Source organism: Salinivibrio socompensis S35, assembly GCF_000513715.1.
In the GTDB taxonomy this organism is placed as follows: domain Bacteria; phylum Pseudomonadota; class Gammaproteobacteria; order Enterobacterales; family Vibrionaceae; genus Salinivibrio; species Salinivibrio socompensis.
Genome location: NZ_AQOD01000114.1, coordinates 1 through 19,790, shown reverse-complemented (window position 1 = coordinate 19,790; position 19,790 = coordinate 1). Strand labels below are relative to the sequence as shown.

At 50.1% G+C, this 19,790-nt stretch carries 18 protein-coding genes, 1 tRNA gene and 5 pseudogenes; 17 read left to right on the top strand and 7 right to left on the bottom strand.

The window, feature by feature from the left end:
* Positions 1–13: 13 nt before the first annotated feature.
* Positions 14–976 carry a calcium/sodium antiporter gene (locus DZ54_RS0112730; protein WP_025674476.1) on the bottom strand — a complete coding sequence of 321 codons (963 nt, stop codon included), beginning with the start codon at positions 974–976 and terminating at the stop codon, positions 14–16.
* A gap of 377 nt (positions 977–1,353) precedes the next feature.
* On the opposite strand from DZ54_RS0112730, the gene mlaF reads away from it, so the two are divergent.
* The 7 genes and pseudogenes from mlaF (at position 1,354) to murA (ending at position 5,952) form a co-directional block, all read left to right on the top strand.
* Complete coding sequence (gene mlaF / locus DZ54_RS0112725) at positions 1,354–2,154, top strand: phospholipid ABC transporter ATP-binding protein MlaF (protein ID WP_025674475.1); 801 nt, start codon at positions 1,354–1,356, stop codon at positions 2,152–2,154.
* A gap of 31 nt (positions 2,155–2,185) precedes the next feature.
* Positions 2,186–2,930: pseudogene (mlaE, locus tag DZ54_RS21570) on the top strand (lipid asymmetry maintenance ABC transporter permease subunit MlaE).
* 2 nt (positions 2,931–2,932) lie between these two features.
* Positions 2,933–3,411 (top strand): annotated as a pseudogene (mlaD, locus tag DZ54_RS21565) (outer membrane lipid asymmetry maintenance protein MlaD).
* A gap of 5 nt (positions 3,412–3,416) precedes the next feature.
* On the top strand, positions 3,417–4,091 hold the full coding sequence (mlaC, locus tag DZ54_RS0112710; protein ID WP_025674474.1) for a phospholipid-binding protein MlaC: 675 nt from the start codon (positions 3,417–3,419) through the stop codon (positions 4,089–4,091).
* Positions 4,088–4,402 (top strand): STAS domain-containing protein, encoded by a 315-nt coding sequence (locus tag DZ54_RS0112705; protein WP_025674473.1) that lies wholly within the window; start codon positions 4,088–4,090, stop codon positions 4,400–4,402. Before mlaC ends, DZ54_RS0112705 begins: the two co-directional genes overlap by 4 nt.
* A gap of 26 nt (positions 4,403–4,428) precedes the next feature.
* Positions 4,429–4,674 (top strand): BolA family protein, encoded by a 246-nt coding sequence (locus DZ54_RS0112700; protein ID WP_420804856.1) that lies wholly within the window; start codon positions 4,429–4,431, stop codon positions 4,672–4,674.
* Positions 4,675–4,683: 9 nt separating this feature from the next.
* A complete protein-coding gene (gene murA / locus DZ54_RS0112695; protein ID WP_025674471.1) occupies positions 4,684–5,952 on the top strand; it encodes a UDP-N-acetylglucosamine 1-carboxyvinyltransferase in 1,269 nt (422 codons plus the stop codon).
* A gap of 93 nt (positions 5,953–6,045) precedes the next feature.
* Here murA and degS read toward each other — a convergent pair.
* The 3 genes and pseudogenes from degS to zapG form a co-directional block, all read right to left on the bottom strand.
* Positions 6,046–7,105: pseudogene (gene degS / locus DZ54_RS26830) on the bottom strand (outer membrane-stress sensor serine endopeptidase DegS).
* 162 nt (positions 7,106–7,267) lie between these two features.
* A pseudogene (locus DZ54_RS21555) lies at positions 7,268–8,631 on the bottom strand (Do family serine endopeptidase).
* Positions 8,632–8,702: 71 nt separating this feature from the next.
* The gene (gene zapG / locus DZ54_RS0112680) at positions 8,703–9,107 is read right to left on the bottom strand and encodes a Z-ring associated protein ZapG (RefSeq protein ID WP_025674470.1); all 405 of its coding nucleotides are present in this window, start codon (positions 9,105–9,107) and stop codon (positions 8,703–8,705) included.
* A 240-nt stretch (positions 9,108–9,347) separates the two neighbouring features.
* Between zapG and zapE the strand changes: the two genes are divergently transcribed.
* The 8 genes and pseudogenes from zapE (at position 9,348) to sspB (ending at position 15,797) form a co-directional block, all read left to right on the top strand.
* Complete coding sequence (zapE, locus tag DZ54_RS0112675; protein WP_025674469.1) at positions 9,348–10,502, top strand: cell division protein ZapE; 1,155 nt, start codon at positions 9,348–9,350, stop codon at positions 10,500–10,502.
* A gap of 246 nt (positions 10,503–10,748) precedes the next feature.
* Positions 10,749–11,177, top strand: coding sequence for a 50S ribosomal protein L13 (rplM, locus tag DZ54_RS0112670; RefSeq protein WP_025674468.1), 429 nt, complete (start codon positions 10,749–10,751; stop codon positions 11,175–11,177).
* Positions 11,178–11,190: 13 nt separating this feature from the next.
* On the top strand, positions 11,191–11,580 hold the full coding sequence (rpsI, locus tag DZ54_RS0112665) for a 30S ribosomal protein S9 (RefSeq protein WP_025674467.1): 390 nt from the start codon (positions 11,191–11,193) through the stop codon (positions 11,578–11,580).
* A gap of 376 nt (positions 11,581–11,956) precedes the next feature.
* On the top strand, positions 11,957–12,547 hold the full coding sequence (petA, locus tag DZ54_RS0112660) for a ubiquinol-cytochrome c reductase iron-sulfur subunit (protein WP_025674466.1): 591 nt from the start codon (positions 11,957–11,959) through the stop codon (positions 12,545–12,547).
* The gene (locus tag DZ54_RS0112655) at positions 12,547–13,815 is read left to right on the top strand and encodes a cytochrome b (RefSeq protein WP_025674465.1); all 1,269 of its coding nucleotides are present in this window, start codon (positions 12,547–12,549) and stop codon (positions 13,813–13,815) included. The genes petA and DZ54_RS0112655 overlap by 1 nt, the downstream gene beginning before the upstream one ends.
* Positions 13,812–14,550 (top strand): annotated as a pseudogene (locus DZ54_RS21550) (cytochrome c1). Before DZ54_RS0112655 ends, DZ54_RS21550 begins: the two are co-directional and overlap by 4 nt.
* 87 nt (positions 14,551–14,637) lie before the next feature.
* Positions 14,638–15,276 carry a stringent starvation protein SspA gene (gene sspA, locus DZ54_RS0112645; protein WP_025674464.1) on the top strand — a complete coding sequence of 213 codons (639 nt, stop codon included), beginning with the start codon at positions 14,638–14,640 and terminating at the stop codon, positions 15,274–15,276.
* On the top strand, positions 15,276–15,797 hold the full coding sequence (sspB, locus tag DZ54_RS0112640) for a ClpXP protease specificity-enhancing factor (protein WP_025674463.1): 522 nt from the start codon (positions 15,276–15,278) through the stop codon (positions 15,795–15,797). The genes sspA and sspB overlap by 1 nt, the downstream gene beginning before the upstream one ends.
* Positions 15,798–15,900: 103 nt before the next feature.
* Here sspB and pyrI read toward each other — a convergent pair whose 3' ends face one another.
* The 3 genes from pyrI to argF form a co-directional block, all read right to left on the bottom strand.
* On the bottom strand, positions 15,901–16,368 hold the full coding sequence (gene pyrI / locus DZ54_RS0112635; RefSeq protein ID WP_025674462.1) for an aspartate carbamoyltransferase regulatory subunit: 468 nt from the start codon (positions 16,366–16,368) through the stop codon (positions 15,901–15,903).
* The gene (gene pyrB / locus DZ54_RS0112630) at positions 16,365–17,309 is read right to left on the bottom strand and encodes an aspartate carbamoyltransferase (protein WP_025674460.1); all 945 of its coding nucleotides are present in this window, start codon (positions 17,307–17,309) and stop codon (positions 16,365–16,367) included. The genes pyrI and pyrB overlap by 4 nt, the downstream gene beginning before the upstream one ends.
* A gap of 214 nt (positions 17,310–17,523) precedes the next feature.
* Positions 17,524–18,531 carry an ornithine carbamoyltransferase gene (gene argF / locus DZ54_RS0112625; protein WP_025674459.1) on the bottom strand — a complete coding sequence of 336 codons (1,008 nt, stop codon included), beginning with the start codon at positions 18,529–18,531 and terminating at the stop codon, positions 17,524–17,526.
* Positions 18,532–18,945: 414 nt separating this feature from the next.
* Here argF and DZ54_RS26825 point away from each other — a divergent pair, with 414 nt between their 5' ends.
* Both DZ54_RS26825 and DZ54_RS0112605 read left to right on the top strand, forming a co-directional pair.
* Entirely contained in the window at positions 18,946–19,077 is a 132-nt protein-coding gene (locus DZ54_RS26825) for a hypothetical protein (protein ID WP_276202048.1), read from the top strand.
* A gap of 156 nt (positions 19,078–19,233) precedes the next feature.
* Positions 19,234–19,309, top strand: a tRNA-Ile gene (locus DZ54_RS0112605).
* Positions 19,310–19,790: the final 481 nt, after the last annotated feature.

Sequence of the window (19,790 nt, the reverse complement as noted above, 5' to 3'; positions counted from 1 at the left end):
GTATTGTGTCCGTTTAGGCGGCCGCGTTGATAAATAGGTAGCCTTGGTAACTGATATAACAAAGTAGGAAAATAGCGCCTTCAATACGATTAATACTGCGTGATTTGCCCAAAGCAAACACCAGCAACATGACAGAAAACACCAGCATAATATAATAGTCACGGCTCATCGCATATTCGCTGATCGGTGACGGATTCAGTAACCCGGGGATCGCCATGACCGCAAGAATATTAAAGACATTCGAGCCGATGATATTCCCCACCGCCAGGTCATCCTCGCCTTTCATCACCCCCGCAATCGAGGCGGCAAGTTCGGGGAGGCTGGTGCCAATCGCAATGATGGTCAAGCCAATCACCAGATCACTCATGCCAAAGTACTGAGCAATCGTCACGGCCGAGTCAACCACTTGATCCGATGACAGCAGCAGTAAGGGCAAGCCGACAATAATCCACATCGCCGCTTTCAGGTTGCTGACATCACTAGGGATATCAGACTGCTGATCGGCCAGTACCGGATCAGTGCCGCCAGAATCTTTGCCAATTTTTATCATCATTAAAATAAAGATCACGAATAGCGTGATGAGCCCCACCCCTTCAAAAAATCCAAGGTGACTGTTCCAAAGCAATACCCCAGCGAGTACGGTGACTCCGAGCATCAGAGGCAATTCACGGCGGATAATGGTCGACCCAATCGATAGCGGCTTGATAAGCGCCGTAAAACCAATAATAAGCGCTATGTTGGCGATATTCGATCCTAAAACGTTCCCCACTGCAGTATCGGTTTTATCGGCGAGGGCCGCGTTGGCAGACACCATCATTTCGGGGGCCGACGAGCCCATTGCCAAAATGGTCATTCCGATCACTAAAGGCGAAACGCCGTAGTTTTTCGCGATTGCAGCCGCGCCGAAGACCAGTCGATCCGCACTCCATACCAGCACGACGAGTCCAACTACGAGTATGGCAACCGCTATAACCATGACACCTATCCTTTGCGTTTTAAATTTGGTTCAAATGAGGTGCAATTCTGACGGCTAAAGGGGGAAATGTGAAGCAAAAAGCCCGTGCGCGGGTTATCCATCCTGGTATTTTATCGCTTGATGCGAACACGGTTGCGCTATCGCTATCGACACGCGCATCGGGGCCGTATTTATCAATGAGTGGACCGCGGTTAAGGCATCATCTGGTACGGGACGACATTAACGCAGTCCTGACACGTTGAGTGTGTAGCGGGTGCTATTATCAGGGATATGTCACGTCCTGCTTGGCCCGCCAGACAGGGTGGCTTGTGTTAGGCTGAGTGACACCTTATTATCAGCTACTTAATTTTGTTCCTTTCCAACCATGAGATGCGGCCATGGCAGCACAGAGCCTGATAGATATTAATGGGATGACGTTCTCACGGGGCAACCAATGCATTTTTGATAACATTGATCTGCAGGTGCCTCGCGGGGAGATCACCGCAATTATGGGGCCCTCAGGTATTGGTAAAACCACATTATTGCGCCTGATAGCCGGTCAGCTTAAGCCGGATACTGGCGACATTGTGTTTGATGGTCACTCGATTCCCTCGTTAGGGCGTCGTCAGCTATTTGATCTGCGCCAGCGCATGAGTATGTTATTTCAATCCGGTGCGCTATTCACTGACATGTCGGTGTTCGACAACGTGGCTTTTCCGTTGCGTGAGCACACCGCACTGGATGAATCCCTCGTCTATACCATTGTTATGTTGAAATTGGAAGCGGTGGGCCTGCGGGGAGCGGCAGCATTAATGCCGAGTAACTTGTCTGGTGGCATGGCCCGTCGAGCAGCCCTCGCCCGTTCAATTGCCCTTGATCCAGAGCTGATTTTGTTTGATGAACCCTTTGTCGGACAAGATCCTATTACCATGGGCGTACTTGTCACTCTGATTCGTCAGCTTAATCAGGCGCTTGGGTTAACGTGTGTGGTGGTATCGCATGATGTGCCTGAAGTAATGAGCATTGCCGATAAAGTTTACCTTCTCGCCGATAGCCGTATTATCGCCAGTGGCTCTCCGCAATCGTTGCGGGATAACCCAGATCCTTGGGTGCAGCAATTCTTAGAAGGGCATGCCGATGGTCCCGTGCCATTTCGTTATCCCGCGGGTGAGCTAAAGCAGGAGATTTTCGGTGATTAAAACACAAATTGAGGATATTGGCCGTCGAACAATGCGTGTGGCCGAGTCAATGGGTCGCGCCACCTTTGTGATGACAGGTGCGCTGGTGGGGCGTCCTCAACCGCGCAAAACCTTCCCACTTCTTATCCAACAACTCTATTCTGTCGGCGTGCGTTCATTAGCGATCATCGTTGTCTCAGGGTTGTTTATCGGCATGGTATTAAGCCTACAAGGGTATTTAGTCTTGTCGGATTTCGGTGCCGAGACCAGCCTGGGTCAGATGGTGGCCTTATCGCTACTACGCGAGGCTCGGCCCCGTGGTGACCGCTTTGCTGTTTGCTGGTCGAGCCGGATCCGCTCTGACCGCTGAAATTGGCTTGATGAAAGCCACCGAGCAGCTATCGAGTTTAGAGATGATGGCCGTCGATCCGCTGCGTCGTGTCATCGCCCCCCGTTTTTGGGCCGGCGTGATCGCCATGCCCTTGCTCGCGGTGATTTTCATGCTAGTGGGCATTTGGGGTGGCGAGCTGGTCGGAGTAGACTGGAAAGGCATTGATCATGGGAGTTTTTGGTCGGTGATGCAGGCATCGGTCGACCTTGGCTATGATGTGGGTAACGCGTTAATCAAAAGCCTGGTTTTTGCCATCGCCGTCACCTGGATTGCTCTTTTTAACGGTTATGATGCCACGCCGACGTCGGAAGGGATCAGCCGCGCGACCACACGTACTGTGGTACATTCATCGCTGGCCGTTCTCGGCCTAGACTTTGTCCTTACTGCACTCATGTTTGGGAATTAATCATGCAACAGAGTCGTAAAACAGAATTTTGGGTAGGCTGCTTTGTCATTGTGGGTATTGCCGCGCTATTAACCTTGCGTTTCAAGTCGCCGATGTTCAGCGATGGGGGCGGGCAGACACCTATATCCTCACCGCAGAATTCGACAATATTGGCGGGTTAAAAGTGCGCTCTCCGGTAAAAGTGGGTGGCGTAACGGTTGGCCAGGTAACGGATATTTCTCTCAACCCAGAGACCTATGTGCCGCAAGTGACCCTACAAATCAGCGAAGACGCGGGGCGTTTCCCTGAATCGAGCTCTGCGTCCATCTACACCGCAGGTTTATTGGGTGAGCAATATATTGGTATTACGCCTGGGTTTGTCGATGAAGCTCTGGGTATTGGCTACCTAGACGCGGGGAGCAAAATCCAAGATACCAAGTCGGCCCTCGTCTTAGAAGATTTGATTGGTCAGTTCCTCTACAGTATGGGTGACAAGGAGTAACCAAAATGAAAAAGACACTTATCGCATTAGGCTCAGCGTTGAGTCTAATGTTAGTCAGCCTTGGACAGACCGTACAGGCCAGTGAGCCGGTAGATCAATCCAATCCGTATCGGCTGATTGAGCAAGTTGCGGACAACACTTTTTCGCGCATACGCAAAGATCGCACCCTACTCCGCGCAGACCCTGACTTATTGCGTGATGTTGTTAAAGACGAGCTGCTTCCTTATATCCACAATCGCTATGCGGCGTCGCTGGTATTAGGCGCTCAGTATTATCGCAAGGCGACCCCTGAACAGCGCGATGCGTTCACCGAGGCATTCACCGAGTACATGATTGCCTCTTATGCGCAGATTTTACTGGAGTACGACAACCAAACCATTGAGGTTCAAAAGGATAAACCCATTGATCCCGAAGATAAAATTGTCAAAGTGCGGGTCGACATGATCGATTCATCACGTCCATCTATTCGCCTGGATTTCAGCTTACGTAAAAATACGCGGACAGGAAATTGGCAAGCTTATGACGTCACAGCGGAAGGGGTCAGTATGATCCAGTCTAAGCAGTCAGAATGGAAGACACCGCTTCGCCGTGATGGCATTGATGCGGTGATTGAACAATTAGCAGAGATTGCCAAACGGCCTATCCGTCGGGAAGACAAGCAAAAGCAGGACGCGTCATGAGCGTCAACTTGACGGTTGGCAGCGAGCAGCACTATCACTTGTCAGGGCAGCTTGATCGTGACACAGTGCCTGCCTTTTGGCGTCAGCGTCACCAATGGATGCCAACAGATACCGCCTTAACGCTAGATTTAAGTGCGTTATCACGTGTGGATTCAGCGGGAATGGCGATGTTGCTCCACCTTGATCGTACCCTGCGTGATAACGGGCAGGGCATTCAGTATCAAGGGATGCCTGAACAGCTAAAACTATTGTTAACGCTGAGTAATTTAGACACATATTTTGACGATGCTGAGCATCAACAAGGAGTTTAAACGTGGAAGCAAGCGACGTTAAAGCCATTTTAGAGGCCGCGTTTTTAGAGCAGGCTGTGTCAGTGGACGAGCTGCACGTAAAAGGCGATGGCAGCCACTTTGAAGTGATTGCTGTGGCAGAGATGTTTGACGGTATGTCACGCGTAAAAAAGCAACAAACCATATATGGTCCGTTGACGGATCACATTGCGCGTAATGATATTCATGCAGTCAGTATTAAAGCGATGACACCCGCTGAGTGGGCACGCGATAAAAAACTGATGCAGTTGTAAGAGGGTGTGATGCAAAAGTTTCGAGTGACGGGCAATGGCCCGCTTAAAGGTGATGTGGCCATTTCTGGCGCAAAAAATGCCGCCCTCCCGATTTTATTTGCTTCATTACTGGCTGAAGAGCCAGTCGAAGTCGCGAATGTCCCTAAGTTACGCGATATTGACACGACGATGGCCCTGTTATCACGCTTAGGGGCCAAGGTGAGCCGTAATGGATCGGTGCATGTTGATGCCAGTGATATCACTGAACTCTGTGCGCCTTATGATTTAGTGAAAACCATGCGCGCGTCCATTTGGGCTTTAGGGCCTTTGGTTGCTCGCTTTGGTAAGGGCGAAGTCTCTTTGCCCGGCGGCTGCGCGATTGGTGCACGGCCGGTGGATTTGCACATCAACGGTCTTGAGCAGCTCGGTGCGACCATTACCTTAGAAGAAGGTTACGTGCGTGCCACGGTCGATGGTCGACTTCAAGGTGCGCACATTGTGATGGATAAGGTCAGCGTCGGTGCGACGGTAACCATCATGAGTGCTGCGACGTTAGCGCAAGGCACCACCGTGATTGAAAACGCGGCTCGTGAACCGGAAATTGTTGATACCGCCAAATTCCTCAACATGTTGGGGGCAAAAATCACAGGCGCAGGCACAGACCGCATAGAGATTAAAGGCGTTGAGCGTCTTGGCGGTGGCAAGCACGCCGTGGTGGCGGATCGCATCGAAACCGGCACTTTTTTGGTGGCGGCCGCGGTATCAGGTGGTCATATTGTGTGTCGCCATACCTCGCCGGAGTTACTTGAAGCTGTACTGCACAAGCTAGAAGAAGCGGGTGCCAAGGTAGTGACCGGTGATGACTTTATCGAATTAGACATGACCGACCGCGAGCTCAAAGCGGTGAACGTGCGTACCGCGCCACACCCGGGATTTCCAACCGATATGCAAGCCCAATTTAGCTTGCTTAACTTGGTTGCCAAAGGGACCGGGATTATCACCGAAACCATCTTTGAAAATCGCTTTATGCATGTGCCTGAATTACAACGAATGGGCGCACATGCAGAGATTGAAGGCAATACCGTGATATGCGGTGATACAGAGAGCCTAAGCGGCGCACAAGTGATGGCAACGGATCTACGCGCCTCAGCTAGCTTGGTGATTGCTGGTTGTATCGCTAAGGGCGAAACCCTGGTTGATCGTATTTATCATATCGATAGAGGCTACGAGCGTATTGAAGATAAACTACAGGCCTTGGGCGCTAAAATTGAGCGAATTGACTCAGATGAAGTGAATTAGTCCAATCATAGCGTTGGCCTTAATGCGCGACATGACAACGCCAGCCCTCACAGGCTGGCGTTTTTGATCGGCGAGAACTTAAGGTATCCGCTGCTAGCGTTCATCGCCCACTTTCACCGGCAAGGTTAAGGTCTCGCCGTCTCTGATCAGTGTGATCTCAAGCGTTGAGCCCGGACGCGTGTCGGTCACCATATCCATGGCACCGCGAGCGCCGCGCACCGGCTTGTCGTTAATTTGGATAATCAAGTCTTGGGGTTGAATGCCGGCTTTTTCCGCGGGCCCGCCTTTATCGAGACCTGCGACCATCACCCCACGTTGCTGCTCAGCATCCAATAATCGGGCCATCACCGGGTTTACATCACGACCATCTATACCAATGTAGCCGCGGATCACTCGGCCATCAGCAATCAGCTTATTCATGATTTTCTCGGTTAAGCGGTAAGGAATCGCAAAGGAAATGCCGTACGTTTCTAGATCTGTGGCTTGCTGAAAAGAGGCCGTATTGATGCCGACGAGCTCACCACGACTGTTTACCAGTGCCCCGCCCGAGTTACCTCGGTTAATCGCCGCATCGGTTTGTAGAAAGTCTTGGCGACCATAAAAACTCATCCCGGTCCGGCCGGTCGCGAGATGATACCGTAGGTGGTGGTTTGCCCTAAATTGTATGGGTTACCAATCGCAAGGACAGTATCACCCACGGTGGGTTGATAACGTTTGTTCACGGGGATACTTGGAAGATTTTCAGATTGGATCTTAATGACAGCCAAGTCGGTACGCTGATCTTTACCCACCATCTGAGCCGTAAAAATGCGTCCATCTTGCAAAGCAACGATCACTTGGTCAGCTTCGGCGACCACATGATAGTTGGTGACGATATAGCCTTTACCGCTCATGATCACCCCAGAGCCTAACCCTTGAGTATTGAGCTCTAGTTTATCGTTGCCGGTATAATTACGGGTGTAGATATTGACACTGCGGGGGAGGCGCGTTTGACCGCATAGCTAAATGACACCAACTCTGCTGAGGATTGATCACCGTTCTCAACAAAAGAAATATCGGATAACAGGCCCGAGCGTAGATCAGGCACCGCGACCAAGAGTAAGGCAGCCGTAACAAGGCCAATAATCACGGAACGAACAAGTAGAGCCAGCATAAACAATGCCATCCTAAAACAAAACAGAACGGAGCTAGAGAATAGCATTGTGGGGTCGGGTTGTGGAAATCATCACCGCCATGGGCTTATAAAAATGAATGGGCCGATAAAAAATGCTACCGAAGTGGTAGGCATTCATTCCATGGTACAAAGAGAGTAGGACTATCGAATCACAAGATAAAGCGAGCTGTTATCGCGCACAATATTGAGTGCGAGCACGCCCGGTTTTTCTTCGAGCAGTTTGCGTAAGTCACCCAGATTCGCCACTTTATGTCGATTGACACCAACAATGACATCACCCGCGCGCAGTCCATATCGAGCGGCAAGAGAGCCTTCTTCAATCGCCGCGACTTCGACCCCCGCTGGCTCAGTGTCATGATTTTTCAACTCTGCGCCGGCCAAGGCTTTGTGTAGATTATCGGCTTTGGTTTGAGTTTGAGCGGCTTCTTTGAGGGTGGTTTCCATCTCTAGCTGTCACCATCACGGATCACGCCCAACGTAACGGTTTTGCCGGCCCCTAAGGTGGCAATTTTAGCGCGTAACTCACTGAAGCTGCGAATACTTTTACCGTTAACAGAAACAATAATATCACCGGCTTTTAGCCCCGCATCGTCGGCGGCAGATTCAGGCATTACCTGACTAACAAAGGCCCCGTGTTGGGTGGCTAATCCAAAGGCATCGGCTAACTCCGCGGTCAGCTCTCGGCCGGTGACGCCAAGCATGCCGCGTCGCACAGAGCCATATTCAATGATCTGGTCGACCAAGCTTTTTGCCATATTCACTGGGATCGCAAAGCCAATCCCGACGTTGCCACCGTTGGGCCCTAAAATCGCGGTGTTGATCCCCATCAGTTCACCGTTAAGGTTAACTAGTGCGCCGCCTGAGTTACCACTGTTAATCGCCGCATCGGTTTGAATAAAGTTCTCGAAGTTTTCTAAGTTCAAACCACTGCGTCCCAGGGCTGAGACGATTCCCGAGGTAACGGTTTGTCCGAGCCCGAATGGGTTACCAATGGCGACGGCGAAATCACCGACACGTAAGTTATCAGAGTCGGCAAGAGGGATTTGTGTCAGGTTACCGGCGTCTTCATCCAACTGCAGTAAGGCGATATCAGACATTTCGTCACTGCCGATCAAGGTTGCGTCGTATTCGCGGCCATCTTTAAGTTGAACACGGATCTCATCCGCATCAGCAATCACATGATGATTGGTGACAATATAGCCTTTATCGGCATTAACAATTACCCCTGATCCTAAACCACGAAAGGGGCGTTCTTGGACTTGCTCAGAAGGCGCATTGGGACCAAAGAAAAACCGGAATGCTTCAGGAATACGTTGTTTGGACACCTTATTCCCTTCCACCGCAATACTGACAACGGCCGGCGAGACTTTTTCTAACATGGGAGCCAAGCTCGGCACGGCTTCGCCGCTTACGGCTTGAGGTAAGGCGGCATAGCTTGGTAGAGGAGAAAACGCCGCGCCAAGAGTCAGCGCGGCGACGCTAATCGCGAGTAAAGACTTTTTCATCATGGGCTCACACTCCAATTGTCAAGATATGAATTGAGAGTGGGGGCAGTCTGAAAAAGTTCAATCCTCAATCAGCTAGCGTGAGTGCTTTTTTCACTTTTTAGCAACCCTGACGCACTGCCAGAATAGTCACGAGGTGGTTGATTAGACGTGTCTACTTCCAGGTTGGTAATTTTCCCCAGCCGCTTGGCAAAAGGGTTATCTTGATCGGGTAAGTCAGGCATCAAATCAGAAGACGTCTTAGCCATATGCTGGTACAGCTTGTTGTAGTCTTTCGACAAGGTATCAAGCAGCTCAGCGCTTTGAGCAAAATGGTCCACCAATTCTTGGCGGTATTGCTCTAGCTCGTAACGTGACTTTTCTAGCTCCCTTTTCATGTTTTTTTGTTGTTTGAGATCGCGAGTCGTCATGCGGGCAATGAAAAAGCCCACCGCGATACCGATGACGAGAAAGATCAGGCTATTAATCCAGGCCATAACTGCTCCTTGTACTCACACGTTGACTGCTCACTATGATGATTCAGTGATCAGTCAGGGCAAGTAAAATCACTTGCCCACCTATAATACCGTACATCTGCCATTGGCTCAGCAAGATGAAACGTGGGTTTACTATACATGCCAGATCGCGAGCGTGGTACTCCTGTGCGCGCGTATTTCTCTTTCTCGCTCGCGTGTTACTATGAAAAAGATGGCGATAACCAACGAGGCTTTCAAGGAATGACGCCCTTAGAACATTACAATAACGACCTGACTCACAACAACTTTATTGACGACCCTGCCCAACGCATGGCGGTCGAAAAACTCGATGAACTTTATCACCGCTTGGTGGCCACCCCCATGGCATCCTCTCAACCGCAAAAGCTTGGTTCGCAAAAGCTTGGTCCGCAAAAGCCTCGTTGGCTGCCTTGGTTGCCTAGGCGCAAACGTGAGCCCGAGACTATCGCGCCGGTAAAAGGGCTGTATTTTTGGGGCGGAGTAGGACGCGGGAAAACGTATTTAATGGATACATTTTTTCACGCCTTGCCCTTTGAGAACAAAATGCGCATGCACTTTCACCGCTTTATGCATCGGGTGCATCAAGAGTTGAGAATCCTGGATGGAGAAGCGGATCCGTTGCCGCAAATCGCAGACAAGTTTGCGCAAGAAACCCGGGTGCTTTGTTTTGATGAATTCTTTGTTTCAGACATTACCGATGCGATGATCTTGGGGACGCTGATGGAAGCGTTATTTGCTCGAGGGATTACCTTGGTCGCGACCTCCAACATTGTGCCTGATGAATTGTACTGGAACGGGTTACAGCGCGCGCGTTTTATCCCTGCCATTGATTTGATCAACCAGCACTGTGAGGTGGTTAACGTTGACTCTGGCGTTGATTATCGCCTGCGTACCTTAACGCAAGCGGCGATTTTTTATCATCCTCTTGGCGACCAAGCCACGGAGACGATGCAGGCCTATTTCAAAAAACTGAATGGGGAAGGGGGACAGCGCGACGCTGTGATCACCGTGAATAACCGCTCGCTTCATACTATTGAAAATGGCGATGGCGTTGCGCACTTTAGTTTTGCCGAGTTGTGTCAATCGGCCCGTAGCCAAACCGACTACATGGAACTGGCGCGTCTTTATCACACGGTGCTGGTTGCCGGTATGCCGCAGTTACATAGTACCCAAGATGACGCTGCACGTCGGTTTATTGCGCTTGTGGATGAGTTTTACGAGCGCAGTGTCAAACTGATTATTTCGGCGGCGGCGCCACTGGATAGCCTGTATGACGGAGAGCGCTTAGCGTTTGAATTTAAGCGTTGCCAGTCACGCCTGATTGAAATGCAAAGCCATGACTATCTCGCGTTGCCTCACTTACTACCGTACCGGTGAGACGGCGCGCGGGGGCACTTAGGTTGATCTAAGAGTCAAACAATAACCAACTGATGAAAAGCGGCGGAATTTTTTTGCGAAAAGGAGGTGATTTTTTCTCCACTCTTCCCTATAATCTCGCGACCCACCGTTACTGTTGAAAGGCTTAGGCCGAGTGTACCACCACTCGAAGGGGTGATGAATGGACGCTTAACAGTGGGAGCTTAGGCTCCTGAAGTGAAACTTATTAATCGGGTAATTATTAGCATGAAAACTTTCGTTGCTAAACCAGAAACTGTAAAACGCGACTGGTTCGTTGTAGACGCTGAAGGCAAAACGCTAGGCCGTCTGGCCACTGAAATTGCAACGCGTCTGCGTGGCAAGCACAAGCCAGAGTACACGCCTCACGTTGACACTGGTGACTACATTGTTGTTATCAACGCTGAAAAAGTGGCTGTTACTGGCCGCAAAAAATCTGACAAGATGTACTACAGCCACACTGGCTACATTGGTGGCATCAAGTCAATCAGCTTTGAAAAACTGATCGCGCAAAAACCTGAGCTGGTGATTGAAAAAGCCGTTAAAGGTATGTTGCCACGCGGTCCTCTAGGTCGTGCTATGTACCGTAAACTGAAAGTTTACGCAGGTTCTGAGCACAAGCACGCGGCACAACAACCGCAAGTACTAGACATCTAAGAGGAATAAAGCAATGGCAGAACAATACTACGGCACCGGCCGTCGCAAAAGCTCCGCAGCTCGTGTCTTCATCAAGCCGGGTAGCGGCAACATCGAGATTAACAAGCGTTCTATCGACACTTACTTCGGTCGTGAAACCGCTCGCATGGTTGTTCGTCAGCCACTTGAGCTGGTAGAAATGACTGAGAAGTTTGACCTGTACATCACCGTTTCTGGTGGTGGTATCTCTGGTCAAGCAGGCGCAATCCGTCACGGCATTACACGTGCCCTGATGGAGTATGACGAGTCACTACGTCCTGCACTACGTGCAGCTGGCTTTGTGACGCGTGATGCGCGTAAAGTTGAGCGTAAGAAAGTGGGTCTTCGTAAAGCACGTCGTAGCCCGCAGTTCTCGAAGCGTTAATCGACCTTCCAGTCAGATTTGCTGCAAAAAGCCTGGTGGCAACGCCGGGCTTTTTTATGTAATTTATTATGCAGTAAGGTAGAGTATTACCTCTTTATTCCCTTTTAAAACAGTGTATAAGCGCGCACTTTCCAACATTTTTATTACCCTTTACTTAATTCTGTGCACACCGCTCACATTTGTTACAAAAAGGTAGCTTTATCTTGTCAAAAAGTAGGGTTTTCTCTATCATCTAGCCGACGTAATAGCAGCTAAGATTTAATCGAACTGATCCCAGTCAGCCGTTATTACATATTCGTTTTTAAGTAAGCCGTACGCTCCATGGACGCGAAGGACAAAATAAAAATCCAAGCGGGAGCACATGGGAGAATGTTGGATGAGCAATGCGCCAGTGAATACCGGCCGACGCCGTTTCCTGACTGCGACGACGTCAGTTGTTGGCGGTTTAGGGGCCGTAGCAGTTGCCGTACCTTTTATTAAGTCTTGGAACCCAAGCGCGAAAGCCAAAGCGGCGGGCGCGCCCGTTGAAGTCGATATCAGTAAGCTACAAGACGGACAAATGATCCGTGTCGAGTGGCGAGGAAAACCTGTATGGGTTGTGCGCCGCAGCAGCGCAGTGGTAGAAGAGCTTTCAAGCTTTGAAGACCAACTGCGTGATCCGCAATCGGCACAGCCGCAACAACCAGGATACGCAACCAACCAGACCCGCTCTATTAAACCTGAAATTTTTGTCGCGGTTGGTATTTGTACCCACCTTGGTTGTTCGCCAACCTACTTGCCAGACAGCTTCAGTGAGCAAGTGAGTGGGGTGAAAGCCGGGTTCTTTTGTCCGTGTCATGGGTCTAAATTTGACATGGCAGGACGCGTATTTCAAAACGTACCTGCACCACTTAACCTGGTCGTGCCGCCTTATATGTACTTGGACGACAAGCGGGTACTGGTGGGACAAGATGAGGGGACAGCGTAATGGAAAGTTTGCTGAACTGGGTTGAGAAACGCCTTCCCGCGATGAATGCGTATCGTAAACACATGACCGAGTACCCAATGCCGAAGAACTTTAACTTCTGGTATATGTTTGGGGTGCTCGCGATGATTGTTCTGGTTAACCAAATTCTAACCGGGATTTGGCTAACCATGAATTATAACCCCTCAGCCGAAGGTGCCTTTGCATCGGTTGAGTACATCATGCGTGATGTCGAGTACGGTTGGCTACTCAGGTACATGCACTCCACCGGAGCTTCGGCTTTCTTTGTGGTCGTGTATCTACACATGTTCCGTGGGCTGATTTACGGCTCCTATCAAAAACCACGTGAGCTGTTATGGCTGTTTGGTATGCTGATCTTCGTGGTGCTAATGGCAGAAGCCTTTATGGGGTATCTGTTGCCATGGGGGCAGATGTCTTACTGGGGCGCTCAGGTTATTATCTCCTTGTTCGGAGCTATTCCGGTTATTGGTGATGACCTCACGCTTTGGATCCGTGGTGACTACGTAGTGTCAGGCGCGACGCTGAACCGCTTCTTTGCGCTTCATGTGGTGGCATTGCCGATTGTCTTACTGTTGTTGATCGCATTGCACGTGCTCGCGTTGCACGAAGTGGGCTCAAATAACCCTGATGGTATCGACACCAAACTGCCGAAGGGCGGAGTGGATGATGATGGTCAGCAGTCACAGTTTAAGTTCCACCCTGATTACACCAAAAAGTATAAGATCATTGATTCGATTCCCTTCCATCCATACGGGACGGTCAAAGACCTCATCGGTGTGGGTGTGTTTGGTATCTTGTTCGCCTATGTGATTTTCTTTAATCCTGAAATGGGCGGTTATTTCCTTGAACCACCTAACTTTGAAGCGGCAAACCCGCTGAAAACCCCTGAGCACATTGCCCCAGTTTGGTACTTCACGCCTTTCTATGCGATTTTGCGTGCAATACCTGACAAGCTGATTGGTGTTATTGCCATGGGTGCATCGATTGTGGTGCTGTTCTTGTTACCATGGTTAGATCGCTGTCGTGTGCGTTCGTATCGCTACCGTAGCAAACTGCACTTAGCAAACATTGTGCAATTTGTGATTGCCTTTGTCGCTCTCGGGATCCTGGGCGCGTTGCCAGCGACTCCAACGTACACCTTGCTGGCACAGATCTTCAGCTTCTGTTACTTCATGTTCTTTGTGCTGTTGTTCTTCTACAGCAAAAATGAGGCAACAAAACCGCTACCAGAGAGGGTGACATTCAAATGAGAAAATGGATTGTAATCTTGTGCGCGCTGTTGCCCTCTTTGGCCATGGCCGCTGGCGGTAATGTTCACTTGGACGACGCCAACAACGATTTAACGGACAAAGCCTCATTGCAACGTGGCGCAAAAATGTTCATGAACTACTGTTTTGGTCTGTCATGCGACACAGTACCAGCGCTACCAGCGTGTAGCAGAAGATCTGAACATCCCACAAGACTTGATGGAAGAACACCTGATTGTCGATAAGAACGCAGACTATGGCGAGTTAATGACTAACGCCATGACGCAAGAATCGGGTGCGCAGTACTTCGGTGCGCCGGCGCCTGATTTGACGCTGGTGGCCCGTGTGCGTGGTGCCGATTGGATCTATACCTATCTGCGTTCATTCTATGTTGACCCATCGCGTCCGTTTGGCGTGAATAACACTGTATTCCCGAACGTGGGCATGCCACATGTGCTCGAAGAGCTACAAGGCACCCCTCGTAAGGTTTACGAAACACGCATGGTGGACGGTGAGCCAGTTGAAGAGTTTGTTGGTTTAAAATCTGATGGTAACGGTGAGCTGAGCCCAGGCGAGTATGATAATGCTGTACGGGACTTGGTGAATTTCCTCGAGTATTCCGGTGAACCCGTGAAGCTAGAACGCCAACAAATGGGTTGGTGGGTGATTGGTTTCTTCGTGGTATTCTTGATTTTGGCTTACTTCCTCAAGAAAGAATATTGGCGCGATGTGCACTGATCGGTTAATCTAGTGTGTTGCTAATCCGCAATGGAGACGTTTAGTCTCCATTGCTTTCTATTGATATTGAACATCCTGGAGGGGTTGATGGCTGTTGCTGCCAATAAACGCTCGGTGATGACGTTGTTCTCTGACGCATCTGATCTTTATAGTCATCAGGTACGCATCGTCCTCGCAGAGAAAGGTGTCAGTGTAGAAATCGAGCTGGTGGATCCAAATAATCTGCCAGAAGATCTGGTTGACTTAAATCCTTATAACTCTGTTCCAACCTTGATTGACCGTGAGCTCGCGTTGTACAACGCAGATATCATCATGGAATACTTGGATGAGCGTTTCCCTCACCCGCCACTGATGCCAGTTTACCCGGTTGCGCGTGCGCAGAGCCGTTTGATGATGTATCGCATCCAGCGTAACTGGTACACCTTGGTCGATAAGATCATGGAAGGCAGTGCTGATGAAGCGGATAAAGCGCGTAAACAATTACGTGAAGAATTACTGGCACTGGCACCCGTGTTCGCCGAAGACCCTTACTTCTTAAGTGAAGAATTTAGCCTGGTGGATTGCTACCTTGCACCATTGCTATGGCGTTTGCCTGTGCTGGGTATCGAACTAACAGGTCAAGGCTCAAAGCAAGTCAAAGATTATATGACGCGTCTGTTTGAGCGTGATTCGTTTCTCGCCTCACTAACAGAAGCTGAACGTGAAATGCGATTAACAGGTCAATAATGTCTATATCTGAATTTGCCATGACACCGCGCCGTCCTTATTTGGTTCGCGCGTTCTACGACTGGTTACTGGATAACGATCTCACGCCACATATGGTAGTAGATGCCACTATCCCAGGCGCTCAAGTGCCGTTTGATTACGTCAAAGACGGGCAAATTGTACTGAACATTGCCCCTCGTGCGGTGGGTAATCTTGAGCTAAGTAACGATCACGTGTGCTTTAGCGCGCGTTTTGGCGGTAAACCGCAGCAGGTCATAGTGCCAATGGCAGCCGTGCTTGCACTGTATGCGCGTGAAAATGGCGCGGGTACCATGTTTGAAATGGAGCCTGCCTACGCCAACGCTGATGAAGACATGCTCGACGAAACCTTCGAGCCAGCACCGGATGAAGACGACGAGCCATCGTTAGTCTCTGTTGACAGCGTGGATGATCCCGACGTACTGCCGCAGGCGGATGACGAGAAAGAAACGCCAGCGACGCCGAACAAAAAAGGCAAGCCGACGCTGACAGTGGTGAAATAACCGTTGGGCTCGTTAAGCGAAGATAAAAAAGCCAGCACCTCGGTGCTGGCTTTTTCTGTTTTCCGCTAAGCGAGCGTTAGCATCACGACGCTCTAAAAAGCCGTTAATGACGTTCGGTCATGATCTCGCGAGAGAAAACCTTCTCACAATACTTGCAGCACAGCTTAACATCGTCCGCTTCACTGAGCACACGGAAAGCGCTTTCCACCGCCGGCTCACCGTGGGTAATGCAGTTTGAGTTTGGGCAGCTAAACACGCCTTGAATCACCTCAGGCAACGTCAGTGGCAGCTTGGCGACCACCTGATAATCTTCAATTTGATTCACGGTGGCTTGTGGTGCGTACAGTGCCAGCTGACTGGCTTGATCTTCGCTGATCACCACGTTCTCAATTTTGATCAGATCTTTGCTGCCGAGCGCCGACGAGGGTAGATTCAGACCAATGGTGATCCGTTGATCGCTGCCATGCATTTGAAACAGGTTTAAGATCTTAAAGCCAATGTGTGCCGGAATATGATCAATCACGGTGCCGTGACAAATGGCTTCGACTTGTAGTTTGTTATCCGTGCTCATTTTGCAACTCCTTCAACCTGTTCGTTTAACACCAGCGCGAGTAGGGCTTCTCGGGCATAGACACCATTTTCAGCTTGCTCAAAGTAATACGCATGCGGAGTTTTATCGACATCGACGGTAATCTCATCCACGCGTGGCAGCGGGTGCATCACCTTCATATTAGGCTTGGCATCACGTAGCGTAGCGGCATTTAAAATAAACGCCGATTTTATGTGGGCGTATTCTGATTCATCAAAACGCTCTTTCTGCACCCGTGTCATGTAAAGCACATCCAGCTCAGGGACCACATCGCCAATGCTACTATGCAGGCTATACGGGTGGCCGCCAGCCGCTAGCTCATCGAGTAGGTGCTCTGGCATAGCGAGTGCATCCGGGGCGATATAAAAGAAACGGTTGCCCTCGAACTTTGATAACGCTTGGGTAAGCGAATGCACAGTACGGCCGTATTTGAGATCCCCTACCATAGCGATATTTAAGTTATCCAGGCGGCCCTGGGTTTCGTAAATCGAGAACAAATCGAGCAAGGTTTGCGTTGGGTGCTGATTCGCACCGTCGCCGCCGTTCACCACCGGCACCCCCTCAGAAAACTCAGACGCTAAGCGAGCGGCGCCTTCTTTCGGGTGACGCATCACAAAGCCATCCACATACGATGAAATCACTCGGACCGAATCCGCTAACGTTTCCCCTTTTTTGCCTGACGAGGTATTGCCGCCGTCGGGAAAGCCAATCACTGAGCCACCTAAACGCTGAATCGCAGTTTCAAACGACAAGCGTGTGCGAGTCGACGCCTCAAAAAAGCAGCTGGCAATCACTTTATTTTTTAACAGCGTCGGGTTAGGGCGTGCTTTAAGTTCGCCCGCCGTGGCAACGATTAACTCTAGCTCGTCGCGGCTGAGCTCGGGAATGGAAATAATATGTTTGTGATAAAGCGTATTGGCCATAACGCGAGTCCCTTTCTTTGCAGTGTGCTTCAGGCAAAAAAAAACCTCCGAAACGGAGGCTTTTACGATCACGACCAATGCAGCTACCGTCCCTTAATGGGGCGGATAACTCGCTGTTTGTGGGTGGAATAACCAACATAACTTCTGGCCGTGTAGTGAAATCTGGCCGAATTATACGCCCCTATTTGTGCTGTGCAAGCAAAAGTGCAATCGTTTACGTGCTTGCTTTGACGAGTGTGGCAATCATCACAGCCTTAATGGTATGCAGGCGGTTCTCGGCTTGATCAAAGACGATCGACTGCTCAGATTCAAATACCGCGTCGGTCACTTCTAGCCCATTCAGTCCGTATTGATCGGCAATTTGTTTGCCCACGCCGGTCTCATCATTATGAAACGCAGGCAGACAATGCATAAATTTTACCTGTGGATTATCGGTTGCGGCGATCAAGCTGGCGTTGACTTGATAAGGGGTAAGATCCGCCACGCGCTGCGCCCACGCCGATTCCGGCTCGCCCATCGATACCCAGATATCGGTATAAATAAAATCACAGCCTTTCACCGCCGCGGTATCCTCCGTCAGCGTGATTGTTGCCCCAGTACTCGCAGCGATATCTTGGCAGGTGGCAATCAAATCGGCGTCGGGCCAATAGGCTTTGGGGCCAATCAAGCGTAAATCCATCCCCATTTTTGCCGCGCCGACCAACAACGAATTGCCCACGTTATTGCGCGCATCCCCCAAATATGCAAACGCGATTTGATTAAGCGGCTTGTCACTGTGCGTTTGCATGGTGAGCAGATCGGCCAACACCTGGGTGGGATGAAAATCATCCGTTAAGCCATTCCATTCTGGCACCCCCGCATGCGCGGCGAGCGTCTCCACCACCTCTTGACCAAAGCCCCGATACTGAATGCCATCGTACATTCTCCCTAATACCCGCGCGGTGTCCTTCATGGTTTCTTTGTGGCCAATTTGGCTGCCGCTCGGGCCGAGATACGTGACTTGCGCACCTTGATCAAACGCCGCCACTTCAAACGCACAGCGGGTGCGGGTCGACGTTTTCTCAAAAATCAGTGCAATATTTTTGCCTTTTAAATGTGTGACTTCTTCGCCCTTGGCTTTGGCGGCTTTGAGCATCGCGGCATCATCCACCAGATCTTGAATTTGACTGGGTGAGAGATCGAGCAAGGTCAGGAGTGATTGCTGGTAGAGGTCGCTTTTCATATCTATCCCTTTTTATCGCGATTTAGTGAATATAAAATCACTATAAATGTTTATTTATTCTTGTGGATGCTAAGGGGAGTGCGCGTAGGATGCAAGCTTATCGCCGTCCCTTAATGGAGGATGTTGACCAAAAAACATCGCTCTGAAGCGAATCTGACCAAACAGTGCTTTTTTGAACGTGCGCTTACACACTTAAAAAATTGGCGACAAACTAAGCAATGCTTTTACTGACCGATGGCGTGGTAATGACAATGGCGATGCATGGATGCGAGACAGTGTTTATGTCCTCAAGGGCAACGACAATAATAGGAAGGAGAACACGATGAAAACACACAACAAAGCACTGACTCTAAGCGCACTGATGATGATGGTTGGCCTAGCGGGCCCGGCAATGGCCAACGAAGCCAGCCAGCCGTGACCTGCCCAGATGGCGGCACAGATTGCGATACCCAGCCAATGCCAGATGAAGACAACAGCACCTGGCCTGCTGAAGAAGAAAGTACTTGGCCCGCCGATGACAAAAGCCAAGACCCTGCCATGCAGTAAGTGGCATCACGAGACTAAGCAAACAAAGCATGAGTGCCGTCACACTGGCGGCGCTTGTTTTGATCACCTTGAGCTAAGTGCTCAAAAACCATACTGAATTGACCCCCCTTACCGCTAGACACCCTGTTAGCCTTCCCCTATAATCCCAGTCCACTCGGCCCCTTAGCTCAGTGGTTAGAGCAGTCGACTCATAATCGATTGGTCCCCAGTTCAAGTCTGGGAGGGGCCACCAGTCATAGCAAGGCCTGAGAGGTTAGTAACCACTCAGGCCTTTTGCTTTTTATTTTGCTGTGTAGCATATATGTAGCAAATTAATCGCTCTTAAACGTCCTTTTGATTCGCGCTCTCCACCTCCAATACCCATCTCATGTTCGATATCAGTGATAGCTCGCTTAAGCACACCTTTCGAATAGACCGCCTTTTGCACCCATATCACAAAATATGGCTTATCTAACACTTTGGACAATAGCGCACGAAAACCAAAACAGCCCTTGATACACTAGTCCCAAATCTGCCAACTCGATGGCGTGTTAGGTGCCGACTAGGGAAAACGCATGAGTGTGCCGTGGAGCACAGAGGTTAACTCAAGGTTAACCATTTGAGCGTAAGCTTAAGAAGAGATGAAGGTAGGCCCTTCAAAGTCTACTGTCGGAAGTCGGCTTTAAACCACCTGCAAGTGGCTGTTATTAAGAGTAACGGTCAAAAGCGTTGTA